The sequence below is a fragment of the Shewanella sp. GD04112 genome (assembly GCF_029835735.1).
Lineage (GTDB): Bacteria > Pseudomonadota > Gammaproteobacteria > Enterobacterales > Shewanellaceae > Shewanella.
Window position 1 is genome coordinate 4,647,935 of the sequence record NZ_JAOEAL010000001.1, and the last position, 23,630, is coordinate 4,671,564.

Annotated in this window: 22 protein-coding genes and 1 pseudogene; 11 read left to right on the forward strand and 12 right to left on the reverse strand. The window is 49.1% G+C overall.

What is annotated here, in order from left to right; translation table 11 throughout:
- Positions 1–53: 53 nt before the first annotated feature.
- Complete coding sequence (locus N7386_RS20390; RefSeq protein WP_279770690.1) at positions 54–1,013, forward strand: LysR family transcriptional regulator; 960 nt, start codon at positions 54–56, stop codon at positions 1,011–1,013.
- A 63-nt stretch (positions 1,014–1,076) separates the two neighbouring features.
- Here N7386_RS20390 and N7386_RS20395 read toward each other — a convergent pair whose 3' ends face one another.
- Entirely contained in the window at positions 1,077–2,948 is a 1,872-nt protein-coding gene (locus N7386_RS20395) for a methyl-accepting chemotaxis protein (RefSeq protein WP_279770692.1), read from the reverse strand.
- A gap of 444 nt (positions 2,949–3,392) precedes the next feature.
- On the opposite strand from N7386_RS20395, the gene N7386_RS20400 reads away from it, so the two are divergent.
- Positions 3,393–3,728 (forward strand): hypothetical protein, encoded by a 336-nt coding sequence (locus N7386_RS20400; protein ID WP_279770695.1) that lies wholly within the window; start codon positions 3,393–3,395, stop codon positions 3,726–3,728.
- 259 nt (positions 3,729–3,987) lie between these two features.
- On the opposite strand, the gene N7386_RS20405 is transcribed toward N7386_RS20400, so the two are convergent.
- Entirely contained in the window at positions 3,988–5,445 is a 1,458-nt protein-coding gene (locus N7386_RS20405; RefSeq protein WP_279770697.1) for a DUF4145 domain-containing protein, read from the reverse strand.
- A gap of 36 nt (positions 5,446–5,481) precedes the next feature.
- Positions 5,482–6,189: a hypothetical protein gene (locus tag N7386_RS20410; RefSeq protein WP_011624476.1), complete on the reverse strand. Its 708-nt coding sequence runs from the start codon at positions 6,187–6,189 to the stop codon at positions 5,482–5,484.
- A 190-nt stretch (positions 6,190–6,379) separates the two neighbouring features.
- Here N7386_RS20410 and N7386_RS20415 point away from each other — a divergent pair, with 190 nt between their 5' ends.
- Together N7386_RS20415 and N7386_RS20420 are read left to right on the forward strand one after the other, a co-directional pair.
- Positions 6,380–6,907, forward strand: coding sequence for a DUF2780 domain-containing protein (locus N7386_RS20415; RefSeq protein ID WP_011624477.1), 528 nt, complete (start codon positions 6,380–6,382; stop codon positions 6,905–6,907).
- Positions 6,908–7,003: 96 nt separating this feature from the next.
- Entirely contained in the window at positions 7,004–7,465 is a 462-nt protein-coding gene (locus tag N7386_RS20420) for a TerB family tellurite resistance protein (RefSeq protein WP_279770700.1), read from the forward strand.
- Between the two features lie 88 nt (positions 7,466–7,553).
- On the opposite strand, the pseudogene N7386_RS20425 reads toward N7386_RS20420, so the two are convergent.
- Positions 7,554–8,377 (reverse strand): annotated as a pseudogene (locus N7386_RS20425) (HDOD domain-containing protein).
- A gap of 295 nt (positions 8,378–8,672) precedes the next feature.
- Here N7386_RS20425 and N7386_RS20430 point away from each other — a divergent pair.
- Entirely contained in the window at positions 8,673–9,284 is a 612-nt protein-coding gene (locus tag N7386_RS20430) for an energy transducer TonB (protein WP_279770701.1), read from the forward strand.
- Positions 9,285–9,356: 72 nt separating this feature from the next.
- On the opposite strand, the gene yjeH is transcribed toward N7386_RS20430, so the two are convergent.
- On the reverse strand, positions 9,357–10,625 hold the full coding sequence (yjeH, locus tag N7386_RS20435) for an L-methionine/branched-chain amino acid transporter (RefSeq protein ID WP_279770703.1): 1,269 nt from the start codon (positions 10,623–10,625) through the stop codon (positions 9,357–9,359).
- A gap of 227 nt (positions 10,626–10,852) precedes the next feature.
- Between yjeH and N7386_RS20440 the strand changes: the two genes are divergently transcribed.
- On the forward strand, positions 10,853–11,284 hold the full coding sequence (locus tag N7386_RS20440; RefSeq protein ID WP_011624482.1) for an Lrp/AsnC family transcriptional regulator: 432 nt from the start codon (positions 10,853–10,855) through the stop codon (positions 11,282–11,284).
- Between the two features lie 265 nt (positions 11,285–11,549).
- On the opposite strand, the gene nrfD is transcribed toward N7386_RS20440, so the two are convergent.
- The 4 genes from nrfD to N7386_RS20460 all read right to left on the reverse strand — a co-directional run bounded on the left by nrfD (position 11,550) and on the right by N7386_RS20460 (position 14,194).
- On the reverse strand, positions 11,550–12,491 hold the full coding sequence (nrfD, locus tag N7386_RS20445; RefSeq protein ID WP_109286742.1) for a cytochrome c nitrite reductase subunit NrfD: 942 nt from the start codon (positions 12,489–12,491) through the stop codon (positions 11,550–11,552).
- Positions 12,488–13,174 carry a 4Fe-4S dicluster domain-containing protein gene (locus N7386_RS20450; protein WP_011624484.1) on the reverse strand — a complete coding sequence of 229 codons (687 nt, stop codon included), beginning with the start codon at positions 13,172–13,174 and terminating at the stop codon, positions 12,488–12,490. Before N7386_RS20450 ends, nrfD begins: the two co-directional genes overlap by 4 nt.
- A 4-nt stretch (positions 13,175–13,178) precedes the next feature.
- Complete coding sequence (locus N7386_RS20455; protein ID WP_011624485.1) at positions 13,179–13,643, reverse strand: nitrite reductase; 465 nt, start codon at positions 13,641–13,643, stop codon at positions 13,179–13,181.
- Positions 13,644–13,720: 77 nt separating this feature from the next.
- Positions 13,721–14,194 (reverse strand): DUF2726 domain-containing protein, encoded by a 474-nt coding sequence (locus tag N7386_RS20460; protein WP_011624486.1) that lies wholly within the window; start codon positions 14,192–14,194, stop codon positions 13,721–13,723.
- Between the two features lie 414 nt (positions 14,195–14,608).
- Here N7386_RS20460 and N7386_RS20465 point away from each other — a divergent pair, with 414 nt between their 5' ends.
- The 5 genes from N7386_RS20465 to menE all read left to right on the forward strand — a co-directional run bounded on the left by N7386_RS20465 (position 14,609) and on the right by menE (position 20,818).
- Complete coding sequence (locus N7386_RS20465; protein WP_011718683.1) at positions 14,609–15,577, forward strand: LysR family transcriptional regulator; 969 nt, start codon at positions 14,609–14,611, stop codon at positions 15,575–15,577.
- 174 nt (positions 15,578–15,751) lie between these two features.
- The gene (menD, locus tag N7386_RS20470) at positions 15,752–17,473 is read left to right on the forward strand and encodes a 2-succinyl-5-enolpyruvyl-6-hydroxy-3-cyclohexene-1-carboxylic-acid synthase (protein ID WP_279770709.1); all 1,722 of its coding nucleotides are present in this window, start codon (positions 15,752–15,754) and stop codon (positions 17,471–17,473) included.
- On the forward strand, positions 17,473–18,276 hold the full coding sequence (gene menH / locus N7386_RS20475; protein WP_279770711.1) for a 2-succinyl-6-hydroxy-2,4-cyclohexadiene-1-carboxylate synthase: 804 nt from the start codon (positions 17,473–17,475) through the stop codon (positions 18,274–18,276). The genes menD and menH overlap by 1 nt, the downstream gene beginning before the upstream one ends.
- A 22-nt stretch (positions 18,277–18,298) precedes the next feature.
- Complete coding sequence (gene menC, locus N7386_RS20480) at positions 18,299–19,348, forward strand: o-succinylbenzoate synthase (protein ID WP_279770713.1); 1,050 nt, start codon at positions 18,299–18,301, stop codon at positions 19,346–19,348.
- 6 nt (positions 19,349–19,354) lie between these two features.
- The gene (gene menE, locus N7386_RS20485) at positions 19,355–20,818 is read left to right on the forward strand and encodes an o-succinylbenzoate--CoA ligase (RefSeq protein WP_279770715.1); all 1,464 of its coding nucleotides are present in this window, start codon (positions 19,355–19,357) and stop codon (positions 20,816–20,818) included.
- A 59-nt stretch (positions 20,819–20,877) separates the two neighbouring features.
- On the opposite strand, the gene rpoH is transcribed toward menE, so the two are convergent.
- From rpoH to ftsE, 3 genes are all read right to left on the reverse strand, one after another.
- Positions 20,878–21,735 (reverse strand): RNA polymerase sigma factor RpoH, encoded by an 858-nt coding sequence (gene rpoH, locus N7386_RS20490; protein WP_011624492.1) that lies wholly within the window; start codon positions 21,733–21,735, stop codon positions 20,878–20,880.
- A gap of 230 nt (positions 21,736–21,965) precedes the next feature.
- The gene (gene ftsX, locus N7386_RS20495; RefSeq protein ID WP_088212483.1) at positions 21,966–22,931 is read right to left on the reverse strand and encodes a permease-like cell division protein FtsX; all 966 of its coding nucleotides are present in this window, start codon (positions 22,929–22,931) and stop codon (positions 21,966–21,968) included.
- A complete protein-coding gene (gene ftsE / locus N7386_RS20500; protein WP_011624494.1) occupies positions 22,928–23,629 on the reverse strand; it encodes a cell division ATP-binding protein FtsE in 702 nt (233 codons plus the stop codon). The genes ftsX and ftsE overlap by 4 nt, the downstream gene beginning before the upstream one ends.
- Position 23,630 lies beyond the last annotated feature (1 nt).

The following is a 23,630-nucleotide window of genomic DNA, read 5'->3' on the forward strand; positions in this document are numbered from 1 at the left end:
GTATGAACAGAAATGGTATAATTTCCAAAGTGAATTTCCCCTGAGGAATATCTATGAATCTCGATAACTTAGCCAGAATCGACCTCAACCTACTGGTGATATTGAAGGTTTTGCTCGAAGAGCAGAGCGTTACCCGCGCAGCGAGTCGATTACATATTAGCCAGTCGGCATTGAGCAAGAGCTTGAATCGCCTGCGAGAAACTCTAGATGATCCCCTATTCCAGCGCACTGCCCACGGCCTAAAACCCACGGCACATGCGCTCAATATTGGGCTTAAATTGTCGAATATTTTGCAGGACTTATATCAACTCACTCAGCCACCGACGTTTACGCCGGCCAGCAGTAACAGGCAGTTTTCCTTTGCCATGGTTGAAAGCGCCTACGAAACCTTAATTCCCTATTTTATCGGCCCATTGTTAAGCACTGCACCGAATCTGAAGCTCGACTCCTATGTGTGGACCGAGAAATCGATGCACGATTTGCAGCAGGGGCAAATTGACTTTGGGATCTCGGGGCGGGATCTACACCCACTGTCAGACTCGCAAACGGACAGGCTCCCAGATGGCATCAGCTGCCAAACCCTGTTTACCGACAGGCAAGTGTGTTTGGTGCGCCAAGATCATCCTTTGATGACCGCACTCACCTCGCCCCAATGGGATTTATCCATGTACTTGGATATGGCGCATGTGCAGGTTCGCTGTGAAGGGAGTGATTGGTGGGCGCTGGATTACTTTCTGGCCGACCTTGGCCACAGGCGCAAAATTAGCACGACTGTGCCCGATTTTTATGGCGCGGCCAGCATCTGTGCCCACAGTGATTTAATTTTCACTTTGCCGTCGAGCTTTGCACTGCACGCATGCAAGCTGTATCCACTAAGGCTATTGCCTCTGCCCTTTGAATTTATCCCTATGGCCTATGTGCTGCTCTGGCATCAGCGCAACGATGAAGACCAAGGCCATAAATGGATGCGTGATACCATCTGCCAAAGTGTTGAAAAGCTTATGCAACCTTAGGATAAAAGCCATAAAAAAAGCCCAGGGCACAAGCGTATCCTGGGCTTATTGAACTCAACACACTTACAGAATAAAAGTCGCTACCTGAGCATTAAGATCGTTCGCACGCGCCTTTAATCCTTGGGCTTGAGTCAGATCCGATTTCGCGGCCTCGGTGATTTCGTCGGTCACGTCCTTGATCGCTACGGTATTTTGGGTGATTTCCCCCGTTACCTGGGTTTGCTCTTCGGCGGCAGTGGCAATTTGGCCCGCCATATCCGAAATCACATTCACGGCTTGGGTGATCTCCTCCAATGCCTTTGCGGCGGCATTCGCATCTTCCACGCTGTTGCCTGCAAGCATTTGACTGCTTTCCATCAAACTCACGGCTTTTGCTGTGGTGCGTTGCAGGGTTTCAATGGTCGCATGTACTTCTTGGGTCGAATCTTGAGTCCGACGCGACAATACCCGTACCTCATCGGCGACCACGGCAAAACCACGGCCCTGCTCACCCGCGCGGGCAGCTTCAATCGCAGCGTTGAGCGCTAATAGGTTAGTCTGCTCCGCAATCCCTTGAATAGTCGCTAAAATGCTAGAAATCGACTGAGCATGGCGACTTAAATCTTCAATCACGTCTGTTGCCTGAGCGACTTCATCGGCTAGGGAATTGATCGAACTGCGGGTTTTGTTGACCAGCTCTTTGCCTTGGAAACTGCTCGCGGCCGACTGCTGCGCCGCTGTCGCAGTGTTTTCCGCATTGGCGGCAATTTCATTGGTCGCGCTTGCCATTTCGGTCACCGCCGTTGCCACCATAGCCACTTCCTGCTGCTGACGTTGCAACTCTGACACGGCAATATGGTTGGTTTTAAGACTGCGCTCGGCATCCGCATCTAGCTCACTGGCTAACTGACGAATATGGCTGATCAGTTGGTGCTGGCTGCCGACAAAACGGTTAAAGCTATCGGCCAACACGCCCACCTCATCCTGAGTGTCGACCTCGATGCGTTGAGTTAAATCGCCATTGCCGTCGGCAATGCGTGCCAGCGCCTGAGACACACGTCCAAGTGGACCTAGCAATAGATTCACCAACCAGGAAATCGCCAACACGCTCAGCAATAACACCACGGCGGAAAGTCCAAATTGCGTCAGCAAAAGATTGGTTAACGGCGCCTCTAAGGTCTCCTTATCCAGCACTATCACCAATTCCCAGTCGGTATTGGGAATATCGACGCCCCAGACTAACTTGTCGCGGCCCTCATTTTCAAAATACATGGGCAGCAAGGCTCCCGCTTGGCGGCTCTGCTGCGGTAAATCATGATTCAGATCGTTGTCGATTTGGCCGACAGGCTTCATGGCCTTTGAAGCATCTTTGTAAGCAATCACAGTGCCGTCTTTGTGCATCATGATTGCATAGCCATTGGCGGGGAGCGTCATACGATTCACACTCTCGACTAGGCTCGCAATCGAGAGATCGCCCCCCACCACACCTTGCGAGGTTGCCTGTGCCATAGTGACCACTAACACGTTATAGGCCACGTCAACATAGGGTTTTGTCAGGATAAGACCGCGCTCATTCATCGCCTGTTTATACCAAGGGCGCGTTCTCGGATCGTAACCCGTGCGGTCGATACTTGGATCTGAATCCAACATCTGCCCGGTCTCGGTACCAAAATAGGTCAGCTGGAATCGTCCAGAGGCCTGCGCCTGCTGTAATGCACTTAAACTATTACCTTCAACCTTAGAGGCCAATGCGCCTACGATATCTTGGCGTCCTGCGAGCCATTCTTGAATGCGCTCGGCTTGTTGTTCACCCAAGCGTTGCACCTGCTCTAGGCTATTTTGCAGCAACAATGATTTTTGACTGGAGTAGCTTTGCCATGACAGTGAGCCGATGACGAGGGAAAGCGCGATCACGACCGAAATCAGGATCTTTTGTTTAAGCGAATATGAGTTCATTTTGGTATCTACGGTTTTACACAGCACTGAAGGAAGGTAATGATGAGAGGCAGGCAGTTAACGTCGTAAATTTACAGTTTTAGCCAAAACCAATCAAAATATCGGCTAAATTTTCGCACATATTGCACAACAAACAAAGAATACGTTACAGTCGGAATAACAAATAATTAAGCAAAAACATTAAGATAACTAAATAACGCCAAAAACAAACCTCAGACAAACACAAAGATCACAGCCAAACAAAAGGCACAACAATTTCGGCTTCATAGACGTAAAACAACGTAAATTAACCCAAATTAACGTGACCCAATCCGATTATTTATTGCACACTGACCCTCCATAGCATTGGGAAAGAGGCCCATCGTCAGCGCCAGCTTGGTGACATCCACTCTACAATATGGCTTTACTCGTTTTCCGCCTCGCCCATTTTGATTAGGAGTTCTTATGATCTATCAACAATTTCAACAGAGCCCATTTCAGCCACGCATTTCAGGAGCTCGGGCTTGGTTAGCCATGGCGATCAGCGTCAGCCTAATCTGCTTGTCTCTGTTTTTATTACCTTTTGCTCTTTTATTCGGCGCCATTGCGCTCGGCTGTGTTGTGCTATTTAGCCGTTTTTATGTCGCACGCCAAATGAGTAAGTTTAATCGCGCCCAAGCACAAGCACAGGAGGCGGCAAGCCAAGCATCGGACTTTTATCGCTCGGCGAATGTGGTACGCGAACCCCATGCAGAGCACTATCGTGGCCGCACCTTCGAGCATCAACAGGATGAGAAATAATACTAGGGCGTGTTGACGTTTCAGGATTATTTTTGCAGCAGTTTGGCAGGCTTTTATGCAAGGCAAAGTCCGTGCGGTGTAGTCATTCTACATAAACAGACGATAACGCAGCAGAAATGCCAGCCAAATGCTGCCCGGAGGGTTCATCTGGCAAGCCCTTGCTCTTACTTTCTGTCATAAGAGCCGCTCGTCATTTGAGTAGAATAACGACCCATCATGCCAGAACGAACAAAATCTAATCTCGAAACGTCAACACGCCCTAGGCGCTTAGTAATGTCTTTGCGCGCTTAAGGGTTTGAATCTCAGCGGGATCTTGAGTCATCTCCAGCACAGTATCAATTTGCAGCGCGAGTGATTGCCAGAGAGGCTCGATGATCTCGGCCTCTTTGGTATTAGCATGACGGCGCGCGAGGTTGAGCAGCGCCGCAGAGCCCACCACATCGATGCGCCCTAAAATACCGTCTGCGAGTGCCATGCTCAGCTCAATCATGGCTGGCACGCTGTGACCGTATTTAATCACTTCACGCAGGTAACGCTCCGCCTGACTCACATCGCCACCCAAACCACTTTCATCGTTTAGCATGTGTTGTGCGCGGGTAAGCATGGCATCGAGTTGGCCTTGTTCCGCCGCTTCGGCCATCCAATATTCACTCACAATAGGATCGCGCTTACAACCATCACCATTGGCGAGCATTAAGGCTAAATGGTACTGGGCATGGGGATAACCCGCTTGCGCCGCTTTATTAATAAAATGATAGGCTTGGGTCAGATCTTTCGCCTGATAGTAAAGCACGCCTAAATTCGCCATGGCTTCGGTCTGCTCGCCCTCGGCCGCCAGTTGTAAATAGTGCTTCGCCTGCACTAAATCCGGCTTAAATGACTCACTGCCCACCAGATAAAAATACCCCAGTAACGCCATCGCATTGACGACACCCGCCTGAGCGGCCTTGGCAATTGCCGCTTCGCCCTGAATGGCATCGGCCTGCCCTTGATAGCCATGGATAAGCCCCACCCCATGTTCATAGAGGGCATCCGAATGTTTTGGCGCCGCAAGGGCAAACCAATAGGCAGCTTTGGCAAAGGTATCACTGGCTTTTTGCGCCACTTCCTTTACCGCTGGACCATTTTCATCTTCATTACCATAGGATTGGTCAGCCAAGGCAAGTTCTTGCTCTTTCAGCATTAATGCTTTGGTTTTAAAAGAGATCCCTACTAGATATTGGGCCTTAGGGTCGTCTTCCATCACCGCACGGTAACAAAGATCTTTAATGGTAACAGCATCGCTGGCTTGGTACTGGTACGCGGGAGCCGCACGCCCAGTCACCTTAGGATACAAGTGCTCAATTAAGGCCAACACATCCTTGATGGCCTTTTGGGCCAAGGCGAGCAATTGTTCTTGGGTTAAATGGTATTTTTCAGGGTGGGCACCACGGTTACCATCGCCACGCAGGCGATGCAAGGCTCTGGTCGTCTTCACATCAATCAGCCGCTTTTGGTTTAACAGCTCGATACGATCATAGAGGTTGGGACTGGTGAAGGAGACGGCTTTATCCTGACCGAGTAGTTCGGTCAGCCTGTGGGTAAAACTGCGGATATGTAGCAGTGACTGGGTGGGTACATCCTGCACATAGTTTTTGGCGTTGAGGTAATCATCGAGGAGAGAGGCCGAAAACCCTTGGATAAATTCGCTATCCAGTAACTCAGCCCCTGTCCCCATAAATCCTTACCTCAGTTCAAATGTACTCAGTTGATATTATTCCGCAGTAGGCTTTTTCGTCACCATATACAGGCGGAACAGCGCTAAGTTCACGAATAGACCGATAAATGCCATCAAGGTATCCGCCAACATTTGCACTGGCAGGCCGCCCAGAGAAGCCGCGCCAGAGAGCTGAGCACCCACGACAGAAAGCGGCAGATAAAGCATCAATAAGGCGATAGTTTTCAGTACGATAGGACCGCTAAAGCTAAAGCTTGCCTTAATGGCTTCTAGCGGTGTGAGACGTTCAACCACCACCATAAAGTTCACATAGGCGAGTCGCGCAAACAGATAGAAACTGATGACGAGGCCGACTAACCACAGAGGACCGAACGCAGCAAATAGCATCACAGGCGCTAAAATCGCCAGTCCCGAAAACACACCCGCCAACAGCAGGGGCGGTACAAAGGGTAAGCTTGCCTTCAATACCATTCCCGTCGGGGGATTATGTCCCTGGGATCTCAGCTCTAAAAATAGCGTTAATGCGGCGATCAGCACCGAAAAAATCAATAACAGTAGCATCATGGCGATCATATGTGGCGCGCCAAACTGTGGGTTTTCCAGATCGACTTTGCTCATCTCTGTACCTAGCCACAGCTGGATCCCCACCTGCACTAACAGTAATGGCACTGTCAGCATGGCAAGCTGAGTGAGATGATTACGGAAAAAGTTATAAGCTTCGGTCAAAATTGCGGACAGTGACATGCGCCTTTCCAAAATAATTGAAGTAAATTAACACCGTGAATTGCCGCTAAGGATACCCAAAATCCCTGCCTAATGCACAACACAAATCACTTGAGTGAACCGTAAATCACAGAAAAGGACTGCAACAAAAGTCGCAAAGCCGTTACACTGTGGGCCTTTATTGCGCGCAAACCCTCAAAGGATGCCACTCATGAAACACACTCTCACTCTCTCAATCCTGATCAGCGCCACGCTTTTAGCGGCTCCCGCCAGTGCAGGCTGGTTAGATAACCTCGCAGGAACACAAGCAAAAACAGAAAAAGTGGCCACAGGTACCGCGACTCAATCCAACGAGTTAGTCGGTAGTGTGATGTCGCAACTCGGTTTAAGCCAAAACCAAGCCGAAGGCGGTTTAGGCAGCCTGTTAGGCCTAGCCCAGTCTAGCCTAGGTTCGAATGATTACACCAAATTAGCCGCCAGCATTCCTAATGCCGACAGCCTATTAGCCGCAGCGCCAAAGCTTGACGCTAACTCGGGCGTTTCAGGCCTATTGTCTAAGGCGGGTAATATTGGATCTTCCCTTCAAGGCAGCGCAATGGTGTTAGATGCTTTTGAAAAATTGGGTATTTCTAAAGATCTCGCTATGCCGATGATCAATATCGCCAAGTCTTACCTTGAGACAAATGGTGCAGAAGGCAGCTCAGATCTTCTGATGAAGGGCCTAAACTCTCTGCTGTAATCTTCGCTTTCACCCTAAGCACATGGCTTAGGGTGAACTTTAGCGCCGTAAATCACTCTATTTAGTTATCCCTTCTTGCCAGAGCAGTGCCCTTTTATGATTGCTAAGCTGAAACGATTCCTTCAATCCCACACTCAGGCCATCTCCCCCGAGGAGAAAGCCCACCAGCTCAAGTTGGCGGCCGCGAGCATGTTGCTCGAAGTGGTATTTGCCGATGAAACCTTGGCTGTGGAAGAAATGGCGTTACTGCCGACCTTGCTGACAGAAACATTGTCGATGCCAGCGCAGGAAGCCAATGAACTGATTGAAGAAGCGAAAAAAGCCCAAGGTAATGCCACCTCGCTGTTTGAGTTTACCAATACCATCAATGCCGAATTTAGCTTGGAGCAAAAACAACAGTTGCTGTTAGCTATGTGGCAATTAGCCTATGCCGATGGACAACTCTCCCAGTACGAAGATCAAATTATTCGCCGCACCGCCGATTTGCTGTACCTCAAGCACAGCGAACTGATCCAGATGCGTAATCAGGCTATCGAAGCGACCCAAACGGCACACTAAAAGCACCCATAAAAAAGCATGAATCGCAGTGCTGCCATTCATGCTTTGAGTTTAACGTTTTAAATTGCCGTTTGCGGGTTAAACATTCTTAAGCAAGGGCCTTACCTATTTCGAATCCTGCGCCTCTCAGTTCTGTTAACTTGACTCGCAATCCCCCCATTTCCATCTTTAAGCCCTTCTTGGTCGCTAATTGCGATAACCAACTGGTTTTATCGTCATCATCTATGCTGTCCCACTCCTCCAGCACTTTATAGGCGAGGCACAACAAGGCGGCCAATTTAGAAAACGGATTCGAATCCTTGGGGTGATCCTGATACAGAATGCCCTGCACCAGCGCGGGGGTAAATTTCCAGTTTTGGGCCAACAAGGCGCCTATATCGGGCGAATCATAGCCGAGCAGTTCACGCTCAAACGTATGCTTATCTTTGCCCTGAGCGACGGCTTCGGTAATCTTCTCGGCATCTTCGGGGGAAATCGCCGCAATCAGTAAGTCTCCAATCCGGTGGAGGATCCCACAGGTAAAGGCCTCATCGGGCTGCACCCAACATCGTTTAGCCATCTCTTGGCAATAGAGTGCAATTTCAAAGGTCTGCCCCAAAACTGCGCGAGATCGACCCCTTGGCATTTAGGCACAGAGCCCATCACCGCCGACGCTAGGACTAACGTCCGCAGCGTCTGCATGCCAAGGCGCACTACGGCTTCGTCAATACTGCCCACCTCGCGGCTGTGACCATAGTGGGCGCAATTTGCCAGCCTCAGCACCTTAGCGCTGATCAAGGGATCATGGGACACCTTAGTCGCAATATTTTTGACCGTGGCATTATCATCGTTAACTACTTCAAGCAGCTCACTAATGGCTTTAGGTAAACGGGGTAAGTCATCGACTCGACTCAGTAGCGCAGCAGAATCCATATTTATTCTCCTTCGACATGAATGATCAAAATATAGAACACAGAATTTAGCCTCGCTTGCAAAGATATCGCCGTATATCAATGGCGTCCGGCACTTTTGTTTTACTTCAAACGATATTGAAAGCAGGCAGTGATTGCCACAAATCCGCTCGGAAAGCGCGATTGGCTCATGCTTTATGCCATTCCAGCCCGTCAAAAATTGCTCAACAATTATGCTTATTTGTAAATAAATATTTCTAAAATTTAGTGATAGGTGATATAGATTAAATCTTGTTCATCCATTGTAAGGAAGCACTATGGGCCAACATGTACTAGTTAATCGCACAGGTATTATCCTTGTTAGCGCACTGATCACCTTAGGTTTGTTCGTGTTTATGGCGCAACTTATCCATAATCCGCAGCCATTGAGCGGACAAGCGAGCGATGCGCCACAAATCAATATTTTGATGAGCGAGCGAACACCCATTCCGCCGAAGGAAAGTCGCAAACCCGAACCACCAAAACCCATTCCGGCAAGGGAGCGCGTCACAGCTCCGGGCGAAAGTAATCAGCTCGTCGATTTCAACACTCAGACTTTTACCCCCGAAATGCCAACCCAAACCACACTCTTTACCCAATCGGCAATGACGGCCGAAGCCTTACCTGTGGTGCAAGTGTCCCCTCGCTATCCCATTGATGCGGCGCAAAATGGCAAGGAAGGTTATGTGGTCGTGGGATTTGATATTACGGCAGATGGTAGTGTTAGCAATGTGCGCGTGCTCGATGCTAATCCGAAGCGAGTGTTTGATAAGGCGGCGCTGTCAGCGGTGCAAAACTGGAAATACAAACCTAAGTTTGATTCGGGCAAGGCCGTGCCACAGCTGAATCAACAGGTGCAGCTCGACTTTAAACTGGATCAGAAGATTTAAGACCAAGAGACCAGAACGCATGATGGTTGGCGTTCTGGTCCGTCATTCAGTGATACCTCAGCACTTTGGCCACTAAGACGCTTTATTTACCGCTAAGCTCTGTTTGCGACTGATATGCGTCTTCTGCCACCACAGGAATGGTGCCACGAACAAAATCAACACCAGCACATAGGCCATGCTTGCCCCAAGCGCGATACCTAAAGCCAAACAGAAACCACAACCTAATACCACTAAGGGTAAGTTGCTGCGGGGCAATAACTTCGCCGCGGCTAACATCGCCATCAAATAGATCACCACGAACACCCCATTACTCCAGGCAATCAAATGCTCGAGTTCTTGGCCCGTGGTGTGGGTCAGCACTATCACACTCGCCATCACGCTGAGTAACGCCGCCAAGGCACGGATTGGCACACCGTGACGATTTTTTACCGCAAAGCAGCGCGGCAAAATGCCTTCATTACTAAAGCTCCAGATAAGGCGTGCGGCACTGGCGGCATACACGTTAACCGTAGCAAGACCACTGGCAATCCCCAATACACCTATCACTTGTGCGCCATAGCCACCCAAAAGCGCATCGAACACGCCAATCATGGCCACGCTGTTATCGGTCGGTACTAACAGCAAAATCAAGGTGCAGGCCACATAAATTATGCCCACCAGCACAGTACCCATCATCATCGCTGGGATCATATCCTGCTGCGGGCGACGAAAATCATCGGCGAGGTGAGTCATGGCCTCAATCCCAAGGAAACTCCAAAAGGCGATACCTGCGGCAATCATAATGGTGGGGATTTCTGGCGTGCCATAGCTCGCTAATGAGGTTAAGTGCCCAGGTTGCACACTACTCGCCCCGAATAACAGCACCACAATCGACACAATACAAAGGGTTAAGCCAAATTGCAGTTTGGCCGAGACTTGAATGCCACGCAGATTAAGTAGGAACAAGCCAAAAATCACTAATACCTCAGCGCCAACCTTAGACCAACCATCTAAGGGGATGAGTGCATTAACAAATTGGAAGGTCATCAAAATCGCGGCCGGCGCGCCCATGGGCACTACCAGCAAAAAAATCAGCCCAATAGTACGGCCAGCGGTGCGGCCAAAGGCCTTTTCGACAAAATAAGCGGGACCCGCAGCATGGGGAAAGACACTCGCCAATCGACCAAAAATCAGTGCCACCGGAATAATGGCTAAGGTCAGGAGTGACCACGCGATAAGCGCGCCAGCTTGGGCTTTGTCGATTGTCATTTGCGGGAGAATAAACACCCCTGTGCCCAGCAAAGTGGTGGCCATCAAGCCTGCGCCTTGCCAACGTCCTATAGTTCCGCTATGTGAGTTCATCTGTTAAAATTCAGTGGTTTTGAAGCCGTCAGTATAGTGAGATTTTACGCCGCAATCTGCCGTCAATCTCAGTGTTCTTCATGGCAAATACCGGCAAAATGACGGCAAAAATGCATATTTCCGGCAAAATGACGGCGCAGCCCCAGCGCAGGGTGCTTAACTGATATTAGCCTGCCTTGGCGATTTGCCTCGCGCTTTTTTACAACCCGTTTTTATCGGAGCTCAAGTTGGATAAGTTTGATACCGCCATCATCCACAGCCTGCGACAAGATGCACGCCAGAGTGTCTCCAGTATCGCTGAGCAGGTTAACCTTTCCCGTAGTGCGGTTGCCGAGCGGATTAAAAAACTCGAGCAAACTGGGGTGATCCGCGGCTATCAGGTTTTGCTGAGCGAATCGCAAAAGGAAGGCGTGTCGGCCTATTTCGAAATCCAGCATAAATGCCCGCGCTGCGCCGATGTGGTGCATGTGTTCCACGCCATCCCCGAGGTGATCACTTGCCGCGGTATCTCTGGCGATATGGATTTGTTGGTGTATGTGCACGCCCCGTCGATGCGCCGCTTGCATGAAATTCGTGAATATATCGATACCCACACAGACATCATTAAAATCAAAACCCATGTGGTGATGAGCGAGTGGATAAATAACGCGGGTGAATAGGCGTGCTTTGTCCTCAAACAAGAAACGCCACCCCTAAGGAATAAAGGTGGCGAGGCCCTTGTGGAGGCAGGGCAAACAATATCAAAAATATGGCTTCCCTTCCCAATAACCTCCCTGTGACAGCAAATCGCGACAAGGCAACCCACCTTTAACTACTTCAGCCAGTGTAATTAAAGGGGGTTAACTCACAGTGCATTCCTTAGACACCGCTTCGCCATTCACTGTAATTCCTTATTATCTATAACCTTGGGCGAACCATGCCCCATTAAACGACCGTCATTTGCCCCGTGTAGAGAATAAAGTTACGCAGCAGTAGTACACCAATGAGACTTAAGCACGCGGTTCCAGCAACATAGGCCCACTTACGTTTGGAAGTGGCCGTCATAAACAGGTTCATTGCCAGTGGTCCCGATAATCCCAGCCCAACTATGCCAATCCAGAAGACCCATCCCCAGAAGCCATAACCTATCGCATTGAAGGCGGCAAACTTACTCTGACCTCCCGACAAGACAAGCCCCATAAAGAAGGTGAAGATCAACACTATCTCCACCAAAATCAATGGAATCTCAACTTTATGGATAAAGTGTACTTCCTTGGCATTGGGGTTGGCGTTAAGCAACACGCCACCCAAGAGGGAAGATGCGGCGCCCGATGAAAGCCCCGAAGCCAAAAACAGCAGCGGCAACACGGGGTTTTTCAACATCGGATAGCCGGGTAAGGCCGACAGCAAAAAGCCGGTATAAGCCCCAAGTGCGAGGGAGAAGATCACCAACAAACCAGTAATAGTTGCCTCGAAGCGACTCAGCCAGGCGGTGAACTTCAGCACTATGGGGAAGCGACTCTCACACCAAGCATCGATAGGTTTACGGAATAACAAGCCAATCCACATAAACATAAAGACTTGGTAAATCAGCAGAATCAACACCCCCATCGACATCACTGACTTGGGATTATAGAAGACTAAGATCTTCCAAAAATCGAAGGGCTTAGTTAAGTCCAAGACTAAAATGCCCAAACCCGCCATCACCGCCACGGGCGCCACAATACAGGCCGCTTGTACAAAGCCAGACTGGTAGGCGTTATGCTTTAACACAAAATGTTTGAGTAACACCGCAAAGAACATAGCGCCGGCCGATGCGCCGGCTAAAAACAGGTAAATCGCGATCGGCCAATGCCACACTAGCGTATCAAAATGTAGGGCGCTCATATTGCTACCTCCCCTGATTTGGCCACAATGCGGAACAGTTTTGGCCGCGTTCCTAGGTCAACCTTAGCCCTTTGGGTTGGGTTAGCCTTCAGCACTTGTACCACCTGTGAACTCGGATCCTTTAAGTTGCCAAACACTAAGGCCTTAGTTGGACAAGCCGCGACGCAGGCGGGCTGTTTACCTTGGGCCAGATTAGTCTCACGGCAAAAATCACACTTGTCCGCGGCATGGGTAACGGGATTGATAAAGCGAATTTTGTAGGGACAAGCCGCAATACAATACTGACAGCCCACACACTTCCACGCATCCACCGACACGATTCCCGTCTCTTTATCGATAAAAGCGGCACCGGTCGGGCAGACATTGACACAGGGTGCATCTTCACAGTGCTGGCAAGACTTACGGCTAAAGTGATAAAACTGGTTTGGATATTCTCCGTAAGGTCCGGTTTGTTCTATCTTCAGCCGTGCCACGCCCTCGGGCACCTGGTTGGTTTCACGGCATGCAACCTCACAGGCTTTGCAACCTATGCACTTAGTCTCATCGTGGATCAGCGCATACTTCACGCTGGGTTCGGCCTTTGCCTCATTCGAAGCACTAACAGTCGCGAGTAGGGTCGCTCCCGAAGCGCCGGCCAACAGGGCGCATGTCCCTTTGAGAAATCTTCTTTTTGAATTTTCCATAACCTTACTCCTGCTGGCCTGTATGACAGTTACGGCACAGCTCACTGCGAACCTTAGGCGTCATGTCGGCCATAGGTTCAGTTGGGCTATGTAATTTATGGCAAGCGGCACACGCCACTTTTTGCGCATGCACATTATGCGTCCACTCTTGGGAACTGAGTTTGGCGGGCCTGTGGCATTTTTGGCATGCTTGTAATTGCACTGTGGTTTCGGATGCCTCATTTAATCCAAAAACCACTAAATCATTTGGTTTTTTAGGGTGATCACCCTTTTCACCGTGACAACTGGAACAGGTCATTTTCATGGCATCCTGGCCGTGATGCCCTAACATTTGACCATTACGCTTATGACACTTCATGCAAGCATCACTGTTGATTTGCCTAGCAGGCTCAGCACTCGTAGCAGAAAAACTGAGCAATACAGCAACGACACCCAAGCGTAATGACCACAGCCATTGTCGTGTAGACATAGCGAGTCCTCATATTGATAGATGGGGAAATACAGAGGAAGTCAGGGTTCGGAAGGCTCCGAACCCGACAGTCGTGGTCAGACGGCTAAAGCTTGCTTAAGGCTTTGGGTATCCCACTGTTTATGCTGGTTCATTTCAATAAAGCCAATATTGAATTTACTGAACAGCTTTTTCATGGGTGAGTTAATTTGCTTACCAGCGTCGCTGATCACCATTTTGACTTCAGAAGAGTCATGGTCAATCAACACATAGTCGAGACGGCATTCGTGATTTAAATCAGCATCATGCTGGTCCATATCAAATACAGTGTCTAACGGCACATTGCAGCAGACATCATATTTACCTTCTACGACAGTTTTGAGTGATTTAAAAAAGCTGAAGCTTTCTTCATCAAATAACACTGGTTTGAGTTTCATTTCATGATGAGCGTCATCAGGATCTGCTCTAAAAAACTTAATGCAAGTCATGACAAACATTACAAACACGAATGGAACTGCGACGAATAGTACAAAGTACATAAACGCATAGCTGAGAATGACTGAAGTGTTCATATACGCCTCCAATAACACAATTATATTTTTGTTTTCTCCTTTAAAGCAGCTTCAGTATTATTGTTAATCCCATTTATTTTTTTGACATAGATCACATTTAAAAATACAAAATTACACATAAACAACAAGTTAAGATACAGAACACATTACCGTTTAACATAAATCTAAAATGCACATATTGATAATGGTTAATTAATAAATTGAAATTCAAATAGTCAAATATCACAAACTAAAATTTCAAATTAAATTAAAGATGTTTTTTGAAAAATAAAAAATTCAAATCTAAACTTCCTGTTACACATAGATAGAAAAAAGGTGCTAGACTTGAGACTAGTTTCACATTAATTTTAATTACCAACATCATAATAATTCCTTGCTTATCTAGTGCTTGCCCAATATTAAGGAATATAAAAAATGCATATTAATAACATGGACAACCTCGATATTTTGAGTTTAAAAATATTGGTTTCATTATATGAGAACAAATCCGCAACCTATGTATCAAAGGCGTTAGATATCCCAGCCCCCAAAATAAGTCGCAGCCTAAAAAATCTGCGGGAAACATTTGGCGATGAACTTTTCATTCGTAAAAAATACGGTTTATTTCCAAATGAGTTTGTAACTCATTTATATCCTATTGCGAAACAAACCATAGAATGCTCGGATAAATTTCAAAAGGTGCGCGCGGCAAATGCAAGCCAAGTCAAAACCCATGTTGAAATTGCAGCGCCGGGCCTCATTGCCTATGCGTTTCCTAAAGCCTTAATGCAGGCCATTAAGGAAGAACAAAAGCCGATGCAGATTAATATCACCCCTTGGTCGCTGCACACGACACAGGACATCATCAATGGCGATGTGGCCTTAGGCATTTGCTGTAATAAGAGCACCGCCGATGTGGCGGCCTTTGGTGATAAGTTGCAAACCACGACGCTGCAACGCATGGACAAGGTTTACCTCATCGCCAGCCGTAACCATCCGATTTTTAAACGCGAAATCACGCTTGAGAGCATCGCCGAGTATCCCTATGTCAATACAGATCTTGGCAACCCCAGCACTCGCCTCAGCCCATATCAGGAGTTCTGTATTAAAAATGGCATAAAACTCAATACTGAAATTACCATTACCAGTATTTCTAGCCTGTTTGAATATCTCGGCGAGAGCCAGACAATTTCATTACTGCCCTATCGAGTGGTCTACGAGATGGTGAGCGATATTCCCGAGTTACACACTTGTCAGCTGTCGCAACTGGAGGCCGAACGTTTGTACGCCCACACCGAAGCGCCAACGATTTTCCTCGTGCAAAAAAACCAACCGAATAAGGTGAATGAGGACTTGCTCTGGCTAAGCGGACAGATAAAGAAAATTGTCGACCATATTATTTAGCGGCTCCTGAACCAGAATTTTCATCTTGTAATACGAGGTGATAGGCATACTCTGCCTTAGCTTAGGCTCCACCTCATCCCCCACAATGTCGACCCAAGTTTTGTTAAGCCAGGCATACATCTTGCCCGCCAAACACGTTACACTAAGCCCATCTTTATCCTGATAGATCTTGCTATGCGAACCGAAAACACAGCCACACTGAACCTGATGTGGGGCGCACTTATTCTGGAAGAATTAGCACGTCTTGGTGTGCAGCATGTCTGCATGGCGCCGGGCTCACGCTCGACACCGCTAACCTTAGCCGCGGCTCAGCAAACCAAGCTTAAACGTCACTTGCATTTCGATGAGCGTGGCTTAGGTTTTATGGCACTCGGATTAGCCAAAGCCAGCTGCGCCCCCGTGGCGATTATCACCACCTCAGGCACGGCCGTCGCCAACCTTTATCCTGCGATAGTCGAAGCTTGGTTGACCCATGTGCCCTTGATTGTCTTAAGCGGTGACAGGCCGCCAGAGTTACTCGGTTGCGGCGCCAACCAAGCCATAGTGCAGCCGGCGATTTTTGCCAATTATGCCCAGCAGGTAAACCTGCCCACGCCAGATGCGCACATTGCGCCGCAGATGTTACTCACAACCCTCGATGAGGCGGTGGCAAACCAAACACGCCCTGTGCATATCAACTGTATGTACCGGGAACCTCTATATCCGAGTGAGATGAGTGGCACCATTCTCGATAGCGAATCGCCTTATCTGAGGCCACTGCAAACTTGGCTGCAACACGCCAAACCCTACACTCAATACGGTAAGAGTGAACAACTCAGCAGCCCGAGCGATGATGCCATTATGCGTTTCGTCCACGGTAAGGGCGTCATCATCGCGGGTACACTCACGCCGGAGCAAGATCCACAGCAACTCATCGCCCTCTCACAAAAGATTGGTTGGCCATTGCTGACTGATGCACAGTCACAACTTCGGCAACATCCTGCGGCGATAGGCAATATTGACCAACTACTGCAACACCCTAAGGCGCGCAATCTGTTGCAAGAGGCGGACCGCGTGCTGGTGTTTGGTGGGCGCTTATTGTCTAAGCGTTTGATTGCTTACCTTGCCGAGCAAAACTGGCACAGTTACTGGCAAGTGCTGCCACAACAGGACAGGCTCGACCCAAGCCATAATGCCAAACACATTTGGCACGCCAACGCAGCGCAATTTGCTCAACTTAATTGGTATCGTTCCTCTTCGGCCAATTGGGCCAACACCTTAGTCACCTACAACGATGAATTACATAGTTTATTTGTACGTAATATCGATCAAGGTGAGTTTGGTGAGGCGCAGATTATCCGCGCCATTGCCAATACGCGGCCGTTAGAGCAGCAATTGTTTATTGGCAATAGTCTGCCCGTGCGGTTATACGATATGTACGCCCCAGTGAGTTGCTGCACGGCCACCACTTACACCAACCGTGGTGCATCGGGGATCGACGGCTTACTGGCCACCGCCTGCGGCATTGCCGCGCATCAAGGTAAACCCACGAGCTTGATTATTGGGGACTTATCCCAGTTGCATGATCTCAACTCTTTTGCCATTGCCCGCAGCTTAACCAGCCCTCTGGTGATCATTATTCTCAACAACGACGGCGGCAATATCTTTAATCTCTTGCCCGTTCCTAACGAGGAGCTGCGCAGTGATTACTACCGCTTAAGCCATGGCCTAGAGTTTGGTTACGCCGCTGCCATGTTTAATCTGCCATATAATCAAGTGGATAATTTAGCCGACTTCCAAAGCTGTTATCACGAAGCGCTGGATTATCAGGGCGCCTCAGTGATCGAAGTCAGTGTAAGCCAACACCAAGCCAGCGAGCAGATCGCCGCGCTGAATTTATGGGTGAAACAAAGCTAATGCCAACCGTGGCCCGTTACGGGGAAGTCTCGCAGCCAAACTTAGTCCTGCTTCACGGCTTTTTAGGGACTAAGGCCGATTGGCTGCCGCTTATCCCCGCACTGAGCCAGCATTTTCACTGTATCTGCCTCGATTTACCCGGACACGGCGATAATCAGCATGAGCTGCCATCGACGCTCGCCAATGGTTTTGAGCATTGTGTTCAAGACATTATCAGCCGCCTCGATCGCCTTGGTATTGAATCCTTTTATCTCTACGGTTATTCCCTCGGCGGCCGCATCGCTCTGCACCTTGCAAAGGCGTATCCGCAGCGCGTTTTGAGCTTATGGCTAGAGTCCTGTCATCCCGGGCTAACCGATACCGCAGAGCAAGCCGCACGCAGTAAAAACGACAACTTGTGGGCCAAACGCTTACTCAGCTTAAGCAGTAGGGATTTTTTACAGCTTTGGTACCAGCAAGCGGTGTTTGCCGATATGTCCGACAAGGCACGGCATGCCTTGGTAGCAAAACGTGCGTCGCTGCTCGACCAACATCCCAAGCAGACACTAAAACAGATCTTTTTGGCCACATCGCTGGCTCGCCAAGCCTCTCTCTGGGATGTACCTGAAAGCCTTGGCTATGAATGCCATTTTTTTGCTGGCAGCCAAGATGCTAAATTCACTGCCATAGCAAAGGATTGGCAAGCACAACAACCCATCATCTTGCATCAGATTGAACAGGCTGGGCATAACATACATCAGGCCAATCCCACGGCATTAGTCGCCTGCTTAAGCGCACTAAAGCTTAAAAAATCGATGACTTGAAACAGATAAATTTAGGGAAAATATGATCTTAACTTCGCTCAGCTTGTACTTATATCGCCTACCCTTAGACCGCTTTTTACCCGTGGGGAAACAACGCATCGACCACAGAGTAGGCTTAGTGTTGCAGGCAAAGGCACAAGCAGAGGGCGAAGAAAGCGAGCAACAGGTTGAAATCGCGCCGCTCTCAGGGGTTGATATCGACCAGCAGCCATTGTCCGGTTTTAGCCGCGAGAGCCTAGACGAAGTACAACAGGCCTTAGTGGCGCTATTGCCCGAGCTGCAAAATCAGCCTATCGATTACTTGCTCGAGCAGGCCGAAGCGAGCCCCTATCCGTCCATGGCCTTTGGCTTAAGCCTATTGCACGCCAAACTCAGCGGAAAACTCGAGTCGGTGCGCCCAGTTACCGCCACTGTGCCGTTGATTTATCAGCCAGTGGATGCGCCTAAAACTGAATTGATTGCTAACATTGCGAGTCTTGATAGCGGCGCCCGCTCAGTCAAAGTGAAGGTTGCGCAAACCTCAGTGGAAGATGAATTAAGCTTGATTTATGGCATCTTAGGCCAGAGGCCCGATCTCAAGCTGCGCTTAGATGCTAATCGCGGCTTTAGCTTAGAACAGGCTCTCGATTTTGCTGCCTGTTTACCGCTAGAGAGCATTGAATATATTGAGGAACCTTGCCAGCATCCGCAGGATAATCAAACCCTGTATCGCGCTATTCCTCTGCCCTACGCCTTAGATGAATCCCTCAATGAGCCGGATTATCAATTTGTGATGCACGAGGGACTCACGGCACTCATCATCAAACCCATGCTACTTGGCAGTATTGAAAAACTTCAGCGCCTTATCGACGAGGCCCACAGCCATGGCGTGCGCTGTATCATAAGCTCAAGCCTTGAGACCAGCTTAGGCATCAATGACTTGGCCCATTTAGCCGCCATACTGACGCCCGATGAAATCCCAGGGCTCGATACTTTGAGCGCCTTCAGCCAAGACTTAAGCGTACCAAGCGGTAAGCCCCAATGCTTAAAGCTTCATCAACTTAAACTTGTCGCCAGTACGCAGCAGGATTAATCGCCAATGTCCGAATCTCAAACATTGGCACCATCCCAATCCATTGCACAACAAGGTATCTCGCCATTACATCGCGCGGCGCTCACCTCACCCACACAAACGGCAGTTAAGTGTAATGGGCAAGACATCAGCTACGCCCGCTTAAGCCATATGGTGCAGGCCTTGGGTGAACAGCTCACCCGTATTGGCGTAGGCCAAGGGCAACCACTGGCATGTATCAGCCGCAATAATCTAGAGATGATTTGCCTGTATTGGGCCTGCGTGGATATTGGCGCAATCTTCTTTCCTATCTCGCCACGTTTTCCGCTGGCGCAAGTTCAAGAGCTTATCGATAGCCACCACATTCCTTTCTATTGGAGCGAAGCGGCGCCGGCCTTATTAGGCAGTCATCAACTCACGCTGGATTTTAGTCTCGATGCGGCTCCTAGCGCCGACCTAGCCGCGACAGCCTTTGATATTTATCGCCCGAGCAATGTGATTTTAACCTCTGGCTCCAGCGGTTTTCCTAAGGCGGCCGTGCACCATCTTGCGAATCACATTGCCAATGCCGAGGGCGCTCGCAGCCTGATCCCGCTGGTCACAGGTGATGCTTGGTTACTATCCTTACCACTATTTCATATTGGTGGCCTCGCCATTCTCAACCGCTGCGCCTTAGTGGCGGCGACGGTAGTGCTGCCGGATACCACTCTCCCACTGCAGGCGCAAATCGAGCGCGACGGCTTAACCCATGCTTCCCTAGTGCCGACACAGTTACTCAATCTACTCGCCGACAAACAGGCTTCACTCAAGAGCATTAAAGCCCTGCTACTCGGCGGCGGCGCAATTTCTGTCGATTTGCTTAAACAGCTCGAACAGCGGCATATTGCCAGCTTTACCAGTTACGGCATGACGGAAATGGGCTCGCAAATTACCACAGGCCCAGCGCTAAGCGATGGCACCAGTGGCAAATTACTCCCAGGGCGTGAGCTCAAAATTGTCGATGGGGTGATTTGGGTGCGGGGAGATTGCTTATTTATGGGCTATCTCACGGATAATGGCATTGAAAAACAACTCGATGCCGAGGGTTGGTTTTATACCAAAGACAGGGGCGAATGGGATGCTAACAGCAATCTTAAGATCTTGGGCCGCGTCGATAATATGTTTATCAGTGGCGGCGAGAACATTCAGCCAGAGGAAATTGAAGCGGCGCTCAAACTGCATCCGCTAATTGACGAGGCGATCGTCTTTCCTCAGCCAGACGTCACCTTCGGCCAACTCCCCGCCGCCATTATTCGTGGCGACATTATTTTCGGCAGCACAAGCCAAGAGATAAGTGCAATAGAGGCTGAGCTTGAAGTCTTTCTCGCCGATAAAATCGCTCGCTTTAAAAGGCCGCGCCGCTATTACCCTTGGCCAGAAAATACCGAGCAAACGGGTTTAAAAGTGAATCGCAAGCAACTTATTGCCGCGATTCAATCCGAATCCTGTTGATTTCAGACATAAAAAAACCTGCCACAGCAGGTTTTTTTATGTTCTCACGCCGAGCCGAATTAGGCTTCCATACAAGCCTTAAGCTTGTTCATGGCGTTTTTCTCTAACTGGCGAATGCGCTCAGCCGAGACTTGATAGGTTTCTGCCAATTCTTGCAGTGTGGTTTTATCATCGTCTAACCAACGGGCACGCAGAATATGCTGGCTACGCTCGTCTAAGGTTTTGATGGCCGATAATAAACGACCTTGGGCATTGGATTCCCAGTTATCGTTTTCGATGTTTTCGGCTAAATCTGATGAATGATCTTCGAGATAATGTACAGGGGCAAAATCCTGCTCATCATCGTTATCACTGCTCAGGTCAAACGCAGGATCCTGCGCCGCCATACGTGATTCCATCTCAGTCACATCGGCCTTAGATACACCTAAGTTTTCTGCCACCATTGCAACTTCATCATCGCTAAACCAACCGAGGCGAGTTTTCGCTTTACGGATATTAAAGAACAACTTACGTTGTGCTTTGGTGGTTGCAACTTTAACAATGCGCCAGTTTTTCAGCACATATTCGTGAATTTCGGCTTTAATCCAGTGCACAGCAAAAGACACTAGACGAACACCTACATCGGGATCGAAGCGCTTAACCGCTTTCATCAGACCGATGTTGCCTTCTTGGATCAAATCCGCCTGTGGCAGACCGTAACCTGAGTAGCCCTTAGCAACGTGCACCACAAAACGTAAGTGCGACATAATCAGTTGCTTCGCCGCTTGCAGATCACCCGTTTCCTGCAAACGCTTGGCTAACTCATACTCAGTCTCAGCGTCTAACATTGTCATGCTAGTCACTGAATGGATATAAGCTTCTAAACTACTGCTGCCCTGAGGGACTGTTAGTGCCATTGATTGCGTTTGAAAGGTCATTCGCGCTCCTACTCTCTTACTACTTATCAAATATAAGTCGATTTCATCCTGTGGCTTAACTCAAAACACCTTAAGGATGAGCTGACGAACTATCGGCTAATTGACAGAGTATGTCAACCTTCGCTCGTCTGGGGTGTTACTTTTAACCCCGTTGAATAGACATTGCAAGTGAACAAAAGTTCATCGCCTGCCTTATCTAGCCGCATTTTTAAACGATAAACGATTGATCATTAAGAAGGTTCAATCGCTCTTAAATGTTGTCTTACCGAAAGGTAAGAGCCCAGCCAACCTAAGAAGGAGGCTAAGCCCACTAATTGTAGCAGTTCGGTAAAGGTCAAAGACTTCATCTCTAACTGACTGCCGTACAAACCGAGCAGCTCAGCGAGCGCTGAATCCAGATACCAAACCAATATGTTAATGATAAGCCAAGCCAATACGCCACCAATAACCCCGTACCAAATACCGGTATAAAGGAAAGGGCGCTGAATAAAGGACTCTGTCGCGCCGACCAGCTTCATCACTTCAATTTCAGTGCGACGGTTCATAATCGCCAAGCGAATGGTGTTACCTATCACCAACACCACGGCGAGCACCAGTAAAGCAGCAATCGCCATCACGGTACGTTCGAGTAAGCGCACCACGGCTTGCAGACGCTCTAGCCATTCAATATCTAAGCGGCCAAAACTGATTTCAGGCTCGCGCTCCAGCTTAGACAACAACTCACGGGCACCCACTGGGGTCGAATAACGCTGGGTCGGCGTCACGGTAATCACCGCTGGCAGCGGGTTTTTATCGAGATAGGCTAACGCTTCACCAAACCCCGACAGGCGCTGAAACTCTTCGAGCGCTTGATTGCGGTCGATATACTGCACCTTTTCCACTTCGGCATAGGCTCGGATGCGGGTCAGTAAACTTTGAATTGTCTGCTCGCTGCGATTTTCATCGATAAACAGTGAAATCTCCGCCGCGCTGTTCCAAGAGCTAGTAATGGTCTCGGCATTTTTCACTAACACTTGCAGCGCCGCGGGTAAGCTTAGACTCACACCGAGAACCGCCATCGTCATCAGAGAAGAAACAGGGCTGCGCCACAACTCACCCATACTCGCCATGGCTTGCTGCACATGGCGAATAAAAAACATCACGATACGCCCCGAAATGGGCAACTTGCTGCGCGTTAATTTAGCGTTGTCACTCATTGCGCATCACCTCGAGCCGTCGCGTGTCCATGGTGTAATTCCTGTGCGCCGAGCATACGCCCTTGTTTCAGGGTAAAAGTGCGGTACTTCATCCGCGCAATCAGCCCCAAATCGTGGGTAGCAATAAGCACGCTAGTGCCTGCATCGTTAAAGGTTTCGAATAAGCGCAAAATATCCATCGACAACTTAGGATCTAAGTTACCCGTCGGTTCGTCGGCCAGCAATAGTGGCGGTTTATTCACAATGGCGCGGGCGATACCGACACGTTGCTGCTCACCACCGGATAACATGATGGGGTTATGGCGCTCTTTGCCATACAAACCCACCATATCCAGCGCACCAGCGACACGTTTGCGGATCTCACCGTGGGAAAAACCTTCAATCACTAATGGCAAGGCGACGTTGTCGAATACGCTTCTGTCCATCAATAGATGATGGTTTTGGAAAATCATTCCAATATTGCGGCGCAAATAGGGCACGTGTTTAGGGCTGATTTTGGCAATATCGTGGCCATTAATCGCCACCCGGCCAGTGGTTGCGCGCTCGATCACTGTGATTAATTTCAACAGGGTACTCTTACCCGCGCCCGAATGGCCGGTTAAGAATGCCATTTCACCTTTTTGTAGATGAAAATTCACCTCTTCCAGTGCCATTTGGCCACCAGGATAAATCTTACTGACCTGCTGAAAATCAATCATA

Bases quoted from the DNA above. Each gene is read 5' to 3' on its own strand.
- N7386_RS20410 (WP_011624476.1), bottom strand. From the start codon at position 6,189: ATGTCACTGTCCGCAATTTTGACCGAAGCTTATAACTTTTTCCGTAAT.
- nrfD (WP_109286742.1), bottom strand. From the start codon at position 12,491: ATGAGCGCCCTACATTTTGATACGCTAGTGTGGCATTGGCCGATCGCG.
- N7386_RS20390 (WP_279770690.1), top strand. From the start codon at position 54: ATGAATCTCGATAACTTAGCCAGAATCGACCTCAACCTACTGGTGATA.
- menD (WP_279770709.1), top strand. From the start codon at position 15,752: ATGCGAACCGAAAACACAGCCACACTGAACCTGATGTGGGGCGCACTT.
- N7386_RS20400 (WP_279770695.1), top strand. From the start codon at position 3,393: ATGATCTATCAACAATTTCAACAGAGCCCATTTCAGCCACGCATTTCA.
- ftsX (WP_088212483.1), bottom strand. From the start codon at position 22,931: ATGAGTGACAACGCTAAATTAACGCGCAGCAAGTTGCCCATTTCGGGG.
- rpoH (WP_011624492.1), bottom strand. From the start codon at position 21,735: ATGACCTTTCAAACGCAATCAATGGCACTAACAGTCCCTCAGGGCAGC.
- yjeH (WP_279770703.1), bottom strand. From the start codon at position 10,625: ATGAACTCACATAGCGGAACTATAGGACGTTGGCAAGGCGCAGGCTTG.
- N7386_RS20455 (WP_011624485.1), bottom strand. From the start codon at position 13,643: ATGTCTACACGACAATGGCTGTGGTCATTACGCTTGGGTGTCGTTGCT.
- ftsE (WP_011624494.1), bottom strand. From the start codon at position 23,629: ATGATTGATTTTCAGCAGGTCAGTAAGATTTATCCTGGTGGCCAAATG.
- menC (WP_279770713.1), top strand. From the start codon at position 18,299: ATGATCTTAACTTCGCTCAGCTTGTACTTATATCGCCTACCCTTAGAC.
- N7386_RS20460 (WP_011624486.1), bottom strand. From the start codon at position 14,194: ATGAACACTTCAGTCATTCTCAGCTATGCGTTTATGTACTTTGTACTA.
- N7386_RS20430 (WP_279770701.1), top strand. From the start codon at position 8,673: ATGGGCCAACATGTACTAGTTAATCGCACAGGTATTATCCTTGTTAGC.
- menH (WP_279770711.1), top strand. From the start codon at position 17,473: ATGCCAACCGTGGCCCGTTACGGGGAAGTCTCGCAGCCAAACTTAGTC.
- N7386_RS20465 (WP_011718683.1), top strand. From the start codon at position 14,609: ATGCATATTAATAACATGGACAACCTCGATATTTTGAGTTTAAAAATA.
- N7386_RS20415 (WP_011624477.1), top strand. From the start codon at position 6,380: ATGAAACACACTCTCACTCTCTCAATCCTGATCAGCGCCACGCTTTTA.
- N7386_RS20395 (WP_279770692.1), bottom strand. From the start codon at position 2,948: ATGAACTCATATTCGCTTAAACAAAAGATCCTGATTTCGGTCGTGATC.
- menE (WP_279770715.1), top strand. From the start codon at position 19,355: ATGTCCGAATCTCAAACATTGGCACCATCCCAATCCATTGCACAACAA.
- N7386_RS20420 (WP_279770700.1), top strand. From the start codon at position 7,004: ATGATTGCTAAGCTGAAACGATTCCTTCAATCCCACACTCAGGCCATC.
- N7386_RS20450 (WP_011624484.1), bottom strand. From the start codon at position 13,174: ATGGAAAATTCAAAAAGAAGATTTCTCAAAGGGACATGCGCCCTGTTG.
- N7386_RS20405 (WP_279770697.1), bottom strand. From the start codon at position 5,445: ATGGGGACAGGGGCTGAGTTACTGGATAGCGAATTTATCCAAGGGTTT.